The sequence below is a fragment of the Actinospineispora eucalypti genome (genome assembly GCF_039543365.1).
GTDB lineage: Bacteria > Actinomycetota > Actinomycetes > Mycobacteriales > Pseudonocardiaceae > Pseudonocardia > Pseudonocardia eucalypti.
This window is the reverse complement of the sequence record NZ_BAABJP010000044.1, coordinates 76,288-86,583: the sequence shown is the minus strand read 5'-3', so window position 1 is coordinate 86,583 and position 10,296 is coordinate 76,288. Positions and strand designations below refer to the sequence as shown.

Below are 10,296 nucleotides of genomic sequence, written 5' to 3'. Positions count from 1 at the left end.
CGTCATTGATCCCGCCCTCCCGATAATGCAAATCCGTGTGACACACCCCGCAGGCCCGCACCGCAACCACCGCCTCACCCGGACCCGGATCCGGCACCGTGATCGTCTCCACCGACACCGGCTCGCCCTTCCCGTGCGCGACGACCCCGCGGACCTCCTGCGCCATCTGTGCTCACTCCCCTGTGCCATGGTCGGGATCAGTCCGTCAACCTCACCGGTGCGGGGCGCCGGTCACAACCGTTCACCGGCCAGCGGCGGCAAACCGGGTGCGAACGGTAGCTCTCGGCTAATGAACGGCGCACCCGGATCCACCCCCTGCCTCCACTTGTCGGCGGATTCGTCCGAGCGTAAAGTAGTGTAAATTCGTTAAACAGATTCCACATTTGTTTCAATAGAATTGCCAATTCATGCAGAAATAGAGCCGCACCGCCTGGACCAGCAGAAACGTCTCGCCGGGAGCAAGGAGGGAAGCGTGCCGGATCACCTTGAAGCGGCACCGGCCCTACCCCGGGGCGTAAGCTACGAGCGGCTGTTGCGATCGCGTTCGGAATCGCACAACTGGCTCACCTACTACGGCGCCTACGACGGCCAGCGGTACAGCCTGTTGGACCAGATCAACACCGGCAACGTGTCCCGGCTGGTCCCGGCCTGGGTCTTCCGGTTCGGCTCGGCCGGGCTGCACGCGGGGGCCTCCACCTATGCCTTCGAGGCGGCGCCGATCGTGGTGGACGGCGTCATGTACGTGTCCGGCTGGGACGGCTGGATCTGGGCCCTCGACGCCCGGACCGGCCGGCAGCTGTGGGAGTACAGGCACCCCATCCCGCTGGACGTCGCATTGTGCTGCGGGAACGTGAACCGGGGCGTGGCGGTGGCCGAGGGCAAGGTCTTCGCGGTCACCCTGAACGCCCACGTGATCGCGCTGGACGCGGCCACCGGCCACAAGGTCTGGGAGATCACCAACGGCGACTCGCGGGCCGAGGAGAGCGCCACGGTCGCCCCGCTGGTGGTGAAGGACATGGTGATCGTGGGCAGCTCCGGCGGCGAGTTCGGGGTGCGCGGCCACCTGGACGCCCTCGACCTGGAAACCGGGGAGCGCATCTGGCGCACCTACCTGGTGCCCAAGCCCGGCGAGCCCGGTTCGGAGACCTGGCCGGAGGACAGCCCGGCCTGGGCCCGCGGCGGCGGCAACACCTGGGTCACCGGCACCTTCGACCCGGAGACCAACCTGCTCTACTGGGGCACCGGCAACCCGTCGCCCGACTTCGACGGCGACGTCCGGCCCGGCGACAACCTGTACACCGACTGCGTGGTCGCGCTGGACGTGGACACCGGCGAGATCCGCTGGCACTACCAGTGCACCCCGCACGACCTGTGGGACTACGACTCGAACATGGAGTGCATCCTGTTCGAGCAGGACGGGCGCAAGCTGCTCGCCCACTTCGACAAGAACGGGTACTTCTTCGTCCTGGACCGGACGGACGGCGCGCTGGTCCGGGTGACCCCGTTCGCCGACCGGATCACCTGGGGCGAGATCAGCCCGGCCGGCCAGGTGACCCCGCTGGTGTACCCGGAGAAGGAGGGCGAGGAGGTGCACTTCTGGCCCGGGCCGGCCGGCGCCAAGGAGTGGTGCCACGCGGCGTACAACCCCCGGACGAACATGTTCTACGTGCCGGTGCAGGACGTCGGCTCGAAGGTGGCCAAGGGCCGCAAGGACTTCGACGGAATCCCCTACTGGGGCGCCAGCGTGACCGTGGACGCGGACGACATGGCCGGTGCGGTGAAGGCGTTCGACGCGGCCACCAGCGAGGAGCGGTGGCGCTGGTCGTGGCACCTGCCGATCTCCGCGTCGGTCCTCACCACGGCCGGTGACCTGGTGTTCTGCGGCACGCCGTCCGGCGAGTTCCTGGCCTTCGACGCGCGCGACGGCGAGGTGCTGTGGCAGTTCCAGGCCGGCGGCGGGCACCACAGCAGCCCCACCACGTACAGCGTGGACGGGCGGCAGTACATCGCCGTTCCGGTCGGCTGGGGCAGCTGGGTGGAGGGTCCGGCGCCGGGCATGACCGGCGACCCGCACGGCGACGCGCTCTACGTGTTCGCGCTACCGCCCGTGAGTGATTTGTGTGGCTATAGCCACACAAATCACTCACGGGCGGTCCGGAGGACCCCATGTGGCTGAGGGTTCTCGGTTCGGCGGCGGGCGGCGGTTTCCCCCAGTGGAACTGCGGCTGCCCGGGCTGCCGGGCGGTGCGGGACGGCTCGCGGCCCTGCCAGCCGCGCACCCAGTCCTCGATCGCGGTGAGCGTCGACTACCAGCGCTGGTTCCTGTTCAACGCCTCGCCGGACCTGCGCGCACAGATCGAGTCGTTCCCGGCGCTGCGCACGGCACACGGCCGGGCCACGCCGATGGCGGCGGTACTGCTCACCGATGCCGAGCTGGACCACACGATGGGCCTGCTGTTGCTGCGCGAAGGCCGGGAGCTGGAGCTGCACGCCACCGTGCCGGCCTACCAGACCCTGCGGGACGGCAACGGGCTGCTGCGCACACTGGAGGCGTACTGCCCGGTCAAGTGGCGGACCGTCCAGCCGGGAGTGCCGGTCGAACTGGCCGAGGGGCTGACCTACCAGGCCTTCGACGTGCCCACCAGCAAGCGGGCCCGGTTCGTGGTCGGCGCCGCCCCCGAAGGTCGGGTGGTCGGCTACCGGCTGACCGACGAGCACAGCGGCGGAACGGCGGTCTACCTGCCGGGCGTGCAGGACCTCACCCCCTCGGTGCTGGCCCAGCTGAACGACTGCGACTGTCTGCTGGTGGACGGCACCTGCTGGCGGGACGACGAGCTGATCGAGCTGGGCCTGGCCGGCAAGACGTCGCGGGAGATGGGCCACATGCCGATCGACGGCCCGGACGGCAGCCTGGCCCGCCTGGCCGGGCTGCCCATCGCGCGCAAGATCTACCTGCACATGAACAACACGAACCCGATCCTGCTGGACGACGCACCCGAGCGCCGCCTGGTCGAGGAACGGGGAATGGAGGTCGCTATGGACGGGCTCGAGGTGCGGGTCTGATGACGATCACCGAAGCACCCACCTTCGTCGACGAGCTGCGCGCCCACTCGCGCCGCTACCACGACCAGCACCCGTTCCACGTGCGGATGAACGCGGGGCGGCTGAGCCGGCGGCAGATCCAGGGCTGGGTGGCCAACCGCTACTACTACCAGGAGAACATCCCGCGCAAGGACGCCGCGATCCTGGCCAACTGCCCCGACCCGGCGGTGCGCCGGCGGTGGATCCGGCGGATCCTGGACCACGACGGCGAGGCCGAAGGCCAGGGCGGCATCGAGGCCTGGTTCCGGCTCGGCGAGGCGGTCGGGCTGACCCGCGAAGAGGTGCGCGACGAGCGGCACGTGGCGCCCGGGGTGCGGTTCGCGGTGGACGCCTACGTCACCTTCGCCCGTACCAAGCCGTGGGTGGACGCGGTGGCCTCGTCGCTCACCGAACTGTTCGCCCCCGACCTGATGGCCGAGCGGATCGCCGCCTTCGAGAGCCACTACCCGTGGATCGACCAGGCCGGCCTGGCCTACTTCCGGGCGCGGCTGTTCCAGGCTCCCCGGGACGCCGAGCACGCGCTGGAGGTGGTCACCGAGCACTGCCGTTCCCGCGAGTCACAGGATGCCGCGCTGGCCGCGCTGTCCTTCAAGTGCGACGTGCTGTGGAGCATGCTGGACGCCATCGACCGGGCCTATGCGGACTGACCGGCCGACGCTCTCCCCGGCCAGCCGGCCGAAGCTGGCCCGGCGGGCGCGGCTGACCTTCGACCCGTCGCGCGAGCGCCACGTGCTGCTGGGGCCGGAGTCGGTGGTGGTGCTGAACCGGACCGGCGCGGACATCCTCGAGCTGTGCGACGGGCAGCGCACCGTGGCCGACATCGTCGCCGTGCTGAGCGAGCGGTTCGACCGGGTACTGGACGACGAGGTGAGCGGCTTCCTCGCCCGCCTGGTGGACAAGCGGTACCTGGAGGCCTTGGAGGTCACCGATGGATAGACCCTTCGGGCTGCTGGCCGAGCTGACCTACCGGTGCCCGCTGGCCTGCGCCTACTGCTCCAACCCGGTCAACCTGGCCGAGCACACCGACGAGCTGGGCACCGACGAGTGGCTGCGAGTGTTCGCCGAGGCGCACCGGCTGGGCGCGCTGCAGCTGCACCTGTCCGGCGGCGAGCCGCTGCTGCGCCGGGACCTGGTCGAGCTGGTGCGCGGCGCCCAGGACCTGGGCTACTACACGAACCTGATCACCAGCGCGATCGGCCTCAGCCGGGACCGCGCACTCCGCTTGCGGGACGCCGGGCTGGCCCACGTGCAGATCAGCATCCAGGCCGACGAGGCGGCGGTGTCCGACCGGATCGCCGGCATCCCCTCCTTCCAGCGCAAGGTGGAGGCGGCCCGTCTGGTGAAGGAGCTGGACTGGCCGCTCACCGTGAACGTGGTGCTGCACCGGCAGAACATCGACCGGATCGGCCCCATCCTGGAGCGGGCCGAGGAGCTGGGCGCGGACCGGATCGAGCTGGCCAACACCCAGTACTACGGCTGGGCCTGGCGCAACCGGGCCTCGCTGCTGCCCAGCCGGGCGCAGCTGGAGCACGCGGAGGCCGTGGTGCGCGCCGCCCGTGACCGGCTGGCCGGCCACACCGACCTGATCTACATCCTGCCCGACTACTACGGCGAGTACCCCAAGCCGTGCATGGGCGGCTGGGGGAAGCGCCAGCTGGCCATCACCCCGGGCGGCGACGCGCTGCCCTGCCTGGCCGCGCACGAGCTGCCACTGGACAAGGCCAACGTGCGGGAGCACCCGCTGGACTGGATCTGGTCGGAGTCCCCGGTGTTCCAGCGGTTCCGGGGCACCGACTGGATGGGCGACCCGTGCCGGAGCTGTTCGCGCCGGGAGGTCGACTTCGGCGGCTGCCGCTGCCAGGCGTTCCAGCTCACCGGCGACGCCACCCGGACCGACCCGGTGTGCCACCTCTCCCCGGACCACGACCTGGTTCAGGCGGCGGTGCGCGCGGCGAACGAACCGGGCCGCCCCCTGGCCGAAGCACTCACCCCCCGGGTCAATCGTCCAGGGGAACCCCACCGAACACCGTGAAGCTGGCCACCCAGTAGACCACGTAGAAAACCAACAACGTATATCCGTGCCACCGCCGGAGGCGCCCAGTGTAGAGAAAGTACGCGGACATTCCGGTCAGCACGATGAGCGCCGGCAGATGCCACCGCAGCACGTCGGGTCCGACCATGATGCTGCCGCCGGCGAGTAGAATTATGCCCAATTTTCCGGTAACCGAGAAAACCACGCTGCCAATGACGTTGCCGACCCCGAGCAATGGCACACCCTTGCGCACGGGTTCCACCGTCAGAAATATATCCTCGATGCTCAGTACAAGCGTGACGACCGTGACGCCGAACAGCGTGCCGTCAATTTCGTAGGCGCCCAGAATTCCCTCGGTGCCGAAGCTCATCGTGGCGGCGCCGATCACCAGGCCGGCCAGCGCGACCACGGCGAGGCCGAGCTGGGTCCACCCGGGCAGCCGGCCCTGCTTGGTCACCGACATGTCCATGGGCAGCGGGCGCTCCGCCTCGCGCACCGTCACCCGGCCGCCGGCCTCCCTCTCGGTGATCTCCTCGTAGATGCCGGCGTTGCGGAACATCGGCACGTCACGGCGCGTCTCGCGGACGATGACGTACCCGATGAACACCGCAAACAGCGCCACCAGCAGCACACCGTCGACGAACGTGAGCGGCGCGGTGAGCACGAAGACGATCATCAAGAGGGGCGCGGCGGCGAAGATCACCAGATAGTCCCTGGGCACCTTCACCGCCGTCGGGGTGAGGATCGCGGCCAGCGCGAGCACGATGCCGCTCATCGCGATCGAGGTGCCGAACACCGTGCCCAGCGCGACGTTGCTGAGCCCCTCCAGGTTCAGCGCGACCCCGAGCACCAGGTCGTCGAACTCGATACCGGTGAATATGATGGCCAACAGGAACAACGAGAGACTGAGCCCGCGGGCGGCGCCCACGAGATAGACGATCAGCTTCTCCGCGCTATAGATCAGTAACGTGGCGCCGGAGATGAATACGAAGATCGCGGTAATACCGGAAGCCTCCATGCGACCCGCACCCCCTCGTGCCGAATTCCGTTCCATGGTGACACGAAAGCCGGGTGTCAGACAATTCCTGGCGCAAGAAAATTCAAATCCGGACTCAGATGCACAACGCTCGGCGCAAAGCGGGCGCGTTCCGCCGGGAGACCGGCACCGTCTCGGTCTTCCGGCCGTCCATGACCAGGAACAGCTCGCCCTTGAACCCTCGCTCGATCTCCCGGATGCGGCCGAGGTTGACCACGTACCGGCGGTGCACCCGCAGGAACCCGGCGTCGGCCAGCTCGCTGGCCAGCTTGTCCAGCCCCGGCGCGGTGGCGCGCAGCCGGCCCTGGTCGGTGGACAGCCACACGTCGTTGCCGGACGCCTCGGCGAAGCTCACCTCGGGCAGCCGCAGCAGCACCAGGCGCTCCTCGCGCAGCGCGATGAGCCGGCGCGGCTGGCTCGGCACGTGCGCCGAGTCCCCTCCGGCCGGCAGCGACGCCCCGTCGGAGGCGTTCAGCGAGATCAGGTGGCCGGCCAGGTCGCCGCCGAGGAACACCGGGTGGATGCTGATCGGGGTCGGCTCCTCGGCCAGATGCGTGAAGATCTGGGTGGAACCGACCCAGTCGGGGTTGCCCGAGGCGTACTCGCTGGCCTGTTGGGCGACCCGGATCAGGTCGGGCAGGCCGGGGTCCCACCGGGTGGGCGGGTCCACCGCCGGCACGTTCGCCGGCACGCCGAACAACAGGCTTCCCCGCTCGTCGGCGATCACCACCTTGCCCGCCGTGTCCACCGCGGCCATGCCGCCGCTGGTCCGCGCCTTCGCGTCGGCGAACGCGCCGGCCAGCTGCGCGCCGCTGCTGCGCGCCCGCCGGCGCAGCGTGCTGCGCGTCTTGGTGGCCGCCGTGGACAGCCAGCCGGCGGTGGCCTCGGGCAACGGGGTGCGCCAGCAGGAGATGTTCAGCACCGCGATCGGGATGTCGGTCACCACGTCACGCACCGCGACGCCGGCGCACACCCAGTTGTGGAAGCCCTGGCACCAGTGCTCCGCGCCCCTGATCAGGACCGGTCCGTGCGCCTCCAGCGCGGTGCCCATGCCGTTGGTGCCGGCGGCGGCCTCCGACCAGCAGGACCAGGGCGCCAGGTTGGCGTCCGACGCCCGGTTCAGCGTCGTCTGGTCGCCCCACGCGGCCAGGATCCGCCCGGCCGCGTCGGTCACCGTGACGATGCCGTTCAGCGAGTCGACCTCGCGCGCCACCGACATGGCCAGCCCGCCCAGCTCGGCGAACACCACGTCGTGCTCCAGCGAGTGGTCACCGCGCGCCACCGCCGTCGGGGCCTCGGTGAGGTGCGGGTCCACCCGGTACTGCTCGCGGCAGCGGTGCCAGGAGATGGCCACCTCGGGCCGCACGCCACCCACGTGGTCCTCGCCCTGCACGAACCGTTCCCAGGCGGCCAGCACGGTCCCCCGGTTCGAGCTCGCGGCCGTCGGCTCGAGTCGGTGTACGTCCTTCATCTGGAGAACCGCCTTTGGTCCACCCGCGCCCGCTTGCCGGCCCTCCTCACCCTAGGGGCAGTAGGCCCCCGGTGCGCCGACCCAAACACCCAATCGGACTAACGGCCGCTAGTCAAACTCTCAAATTGAGACACTCGGCGCTTCCGGTTGGTTGCCGTGGGCATTCAAAGACGGCTTGGAGGGCGGAGCTTGGCCGCTCTACCGCAGCTTCCGCGCCGCCCGTCCGGACTCGGCCGCCGACAGTTACACACCGTAACTTCAGCCGGACCGCTGGACGGCTCAGGCCGGGACCCGGCTCATCGACATCGACACCAGTCTTGTTCGCGCGTGACCAGAGCAGACTCACGTCGATCTCGATGCCTTCGGTCGACTGGGCCACCCATTCGGCCGTCACGCACCGTGAAAATGGCCAGCGAGGCACCCATCGAACGCGACTGGCGCGACCAAGGCCGCGACAGGCCGGCCGAGCGGCGCCGTCCAAGCCTTCTTTGAGCCTCAGCCGGTCAGGCGGAGGGGGAGGGAGGACCAGCCGCGGAGGGTGTTGTTCAGGTGGCGGCGGCCCGGGCCCAGGGGCTCGATGGTGCGCACCCTTGCGGCCAGGGCGGTGAGCAGGGACTCCGCTTCCAGGCGGGCGACGTGTTGGCCGACGCACTGGTGGATGCCGAATCCGAAGCCGACGTGCCCGGACGGGTCGCGGGACAGGTCGAACCGGTCCGGCTCGGCCCAGCGCCGGGGGTCCCGGTTGGCCGAGCCGAGGAACATCAGGATCTTCTCCCCGCTCGGGATCACCGTGTCGCCCAGCCGGATGTCCGAGGTGGCGGTGCGGAAGAAGGTCTGCACCGGGGAAGCCCAGCGCACCGCCTCGTCGAAGGCGACCCGGGCCAGCTGGGGCCGCTCGCGCAGCCGCGCCCACTGGTCGGGGTGGCTGGCCAGCGCGTGCAGCACGGCGGCCAGCCCGTGCACGGTGGTGTCCACCCCGGCCGACAGCAGCGACCGGACCACCAGTGGCGCCTGCTCGTGGGTCAGCTCACCCCGGTCGGCGGCCGCCCAGATCCGGGCGCCGAAGCCGGTGTCGGCGAGCGCCTCCCGCCGGCACTGCTCGTTCACCCACGCCGCGTGCCCGGCCGCCGCGTCCCGCCCGGCCAGCACCAGCTCGTTCGGCGGGCCGAACGCGTTGAACAGGAAGTCGCCGTAGGGCAGCAGGTGCTCCCGGCCCTGCATCGGGATGCCCACCGCGTCCGGGAACACCCGCAGCGGGAAGGCCTCGGCCAGTGCGGGCACCGCGTCCAGCTCCGGTCCGGCGGCCAGCAACTCGTCCACCAGCGCCTCGGCGGCCGCGCGCCAGTCCTCCCGGAGGCCGCGCAGCGCGCGCGGGGTGAGCAGCCCGGACAGCACCCGGCGCGGCGCGTCGTGCCGGGGCGGGTCGGCCTCCAGCAGCAGGCTGGGCGGGCGCCACGGCGGCTCGGTGCGGAAGTTGGCCAGGCCGACGCCCGCGCCCGACTCGAAGCCCTGCCAGTCGCGCAGCGCGGCGAGCACCTCGGCGTGCCGGCCCATGCCGTACACCCGGTGCCGGCTCAGGTAGACCACCGGGCCGGCGTCGCGCAGCTTGGCCTGGAAGGGCAGCGGGTCGGCGAGCACCTCGGTGTCGAACGGGTCGACGTCCAGTTCCAGCACGGAGACTCCCTACAGGTCGAGGACGAGGCGGTCGGAGCGGCAGCGGGAGACGCAGAGGAACATGCGGTCCCCGGCGCGGCGTTCCTCGTCGCCCAGGATCGAGTCCCGGTGGTCGGGTTCCCCGGCCAGCACGTCGGTCTCGCAGGTGCCGCAGGTGCCCTGTTCGCAGGAGGACAGCACCTCCGCCCCGGCCGTGCGCACGGCGTCCAGCACGGTGGTGTCGCGGTCCACGGTGACCGTGGTGCCGGTGCGCGCGAGCTCCACCCGGAACGGGCGGTCCCGCACCGGCGCCGGCAGCTCGGCGGCCACGAACCGCTCGGTGCGCAGCGTGTACGGCGGCCACGGCTGACACGCCGCACCCACCGCCGCCAGCAGCGCGGGCGGCCCGCAGCAGTACACCCGCACCCCCGGGCGGACCTCGCCCAGCCAGGCCGGCAGGTCGAGCAGGCCGTGCTCGTCCTCCGGCCACGGGTGAACCCGCTCGCCGTAGCCGGCCAGCTCGGCCAGGAACGCCATCGAGCCGCGACGGCGCCCGCCGTAGACCAGGTGCCAGTCCGCGCCGAGCAGGTCGGCCTGGTGCACCATCGGCAGCAGCGGGGTGATGCCGATCCCGCCGGCGATGAACAGGTAGCGCTCCGAGGGCACCAGCGGGAAGTTGTTGCGCGGCCCGCCCACGCCGACCCGGTCGCCCACCCGCAGCCGGTCGTGCACGTAGGCCGAGCCGCCCCGGCCGTCCGGCTCGCGCAGCACCGCCACCCGGTAAGCGCCGGTGTCCCAGCGGCTCCCGCACAGGGAGTACTGCCTGGTCATCCCGTTGGGCAGGACCAGGTCGAGGTGCGCGCCCGGGGTCCAGTCGGGCAACCGCCGGCCCTGGGGGTGGGCCAGCGAGAGCGCCACCACCCCGTCCGACACCGGCTCCTTGGCGGTCACCTCGAGGCTCAGCACCAGGCCAGGATGACCGGCGGCTGGCGCCGGCACGAG

At 71.0% G+C, this 10,296-nt stretch carries 10 protein-coding genes; 5 read left to right on the top strand and 5 right to left on the bottom strand.

Annotated features, from left to right (window positions below):
- Nucleotides 1–166, bottom strand: a 166-nt coding sequence (locus ABEB12_RS33695) for an alcohol dehydrogenase catalytic domain-containing protein (RefSeq protein ID WP_345703374.1), incomplete at its 3' end; no start/stop codon positions are given.
- A 306-nt stretch (nt 167–472) separates the two neighbouring features.
- On the opposite strand from ABEB12_RS33695, the gene ABEB12_RS33690 reads away from it, so the two are divergent.
- The 5 genes from ABEB12_RS33690 to pqqE are packed head-to-tail and all read left to right on the top strand — an operon-like array spanning nt 473 to nt 5,134.
- The gene (locus ABEB12_RS33690) at nt 473–2,176 is read left to right on the top strand and encodes a PQQ-dependent dehydrogenase, methanol/ethanol family (RefSeq protein ID WP_345703372.1); all 1,704 of its coding nucleotides are present in this window, start codon (nt 473–475) and stop codon (nt 2,174–2,176) included.
- Nucleotides 2,167–3,063, top strand: coding sequence for a pyrroloquinoline quinone biosynthesis protein PqqB (gene pqqB / locus ABEB12_RS33685; protein WP_185060025.1), 897 nt, complete (start codon nt 2,167–2,169; stop codon nt 3,061–3,063). The genes ABEB12_RS33690 and pqqB overlap by 10 nt, the downstream gene beginning before the upstream one ends.
- Nucleotides 3,063–3,749 carry a pyrroloquinoline-quinone synthase PqqC gene (gene pqqC / locus ABEB12_RS33680; RefSeq protein ID WP_185060024.1) on the top strand — a complete coding sequence of 229 codons (687 nt, stop codon included), beginning with the start codon at nt 3,063–3,065 and terminating at the stop codon, nt 3,747–3,749. The genes pqqB and pqqC overlap by 1 nt, the downstream gene beginning before the upstream one ends.
- Nucleotides 3,739–4,038: a pyrroloquinoline quinone biosynthesis peptide chaperone PqqD gene (pqqD, locus tag ABEB12_RS33675; RefSeq protein ID WP_185060023.1), complete on the top strand. Its 300-nt coding sequence runs from the start codon at nt 3,739–3,741 to the stop codon at nt 4,036–4,038. The genes pqqC and pqqD overlap by 11 nt, the downstream gene beginning before the upstream one ends.
- Nucleotides 4,031–5,134 carry a pyrroloquinoline quinone biosynthesis protein PqqE gene (gene pqqE / locus ABEB12_RS33670; RefSeq protein ID WP_185060022.1) on the top strand — a complete coding sequence of 368 codons (1,104 nt, stop codon included), beginning with the start codon at nt 4,031–4,033 and terminating at the stop codon, nt 5,132–5,134. The genes pqqD and pqqE overlap by 8 nt, the downstream gene beginning before the upstream one ends.
- Here pqqE and ABEB12_RS33665 read toward each other — a convergent pair.
- From ABEB12_RS33665 to ABEB12_RS33650, 4 genes are all read right to left on the bottom strand, one after another.
- Nucleotides 5,100–6,152: a sodium:proton exchanger gene (locus tag ABEB12_RS33665; RefSeq protein WP_221497615.1), complete on the bottom strand. Its 1,053-nt coding sequence runs from the start codon at nt 6,150–6,152 to the stop codon at nt 5,100–5,102. The two genes, pqqE and ABEB12_RS33665, sit on opposite strands and share 35 nt — an antisense overlap.
- Before the next feature lie 94 nt (nt 6,153–6,246).
- Complete coding sequence (locus ABEB12_RS33660) at nt 6,247–7,641, bottom strand: LytTR family transcriptional regulator DNA-binding domain-containing protein (protein WP_185060021.1); 1,395 nt, start codon at nt 7,639–7,641, stop codon at nt 6,247–6,249.
- Nucleotides 7,642–8,136: 495 nt separating this feature from the next.
- A complete protein-coding gene (locus tag ABEB12_RS33655) occupies nt 8,137–9,315 on the bottom strand; it encodes a cytochrome P450 (protein ID WP_185060020.1) in 1,179 nt (392 codons plus the stop codon).
- A 9-nt stretch (nt 9,316–9,324) separates the two neighbouring features.
- Nucleotides 9,325–10,260 (bottom strand): PDR/VanB family oxidoreductase, encoded by a 936-nt coding sequence (locus tag ABEB12_RS33650; protein WP_459115366.1) that lies wholly within the window; start codon nt 10,258–10,260, stop codon nt 9,325–9,327.
- Nucleotides 10,261–10,296 lie beyond the last annotated feature (36 nt).

Bases quoted from the DNA above. Each gene is read 5' to 3' on its own strand.
- pqqB (WP_185060025.1), top strand. From the start codon at position 2,167: ATGTGGCTGAGGGTTCTCGGTTCGGCGGCGGGCGGCGGTTTCCCCCAG.
- pqqC (WP_185060024.1), top strand. From the start codon at position 3,063: ATGACGATCACCGAAGCACCCACCTTCGTCGACGAGCTGCGCGCCCAC.
- pqqD (WP_185060023.1), top strand. From the start codon at position 3,739: ATGCGGACTGACCGGCCGACGCTCTCCCCGGCCAGCCGGCCGAAGCTG.
- pqqE (WP_185060022.1), top strand. From the start codon at position 4,031: ATGGATAGACCCTTCGGGCTGCTGGCCGAGCTGACCTACCGGTGCCCG.
- ABEB12_RS33665 (WP_221497615.1), bottom strand. From the start codon at position 6,152: ATGGAGGCTTCCGGTATTACCGCGATCTTCGTATTCATCTCCGGCGCC.
- ABEB12_RS33660 (WP_185060021.1), bottom strand. From the start codon at position 7,641: ATGAAGGACGTACACCGACTCGAGCCGACGGCCGCGAGCTCGAACCGG.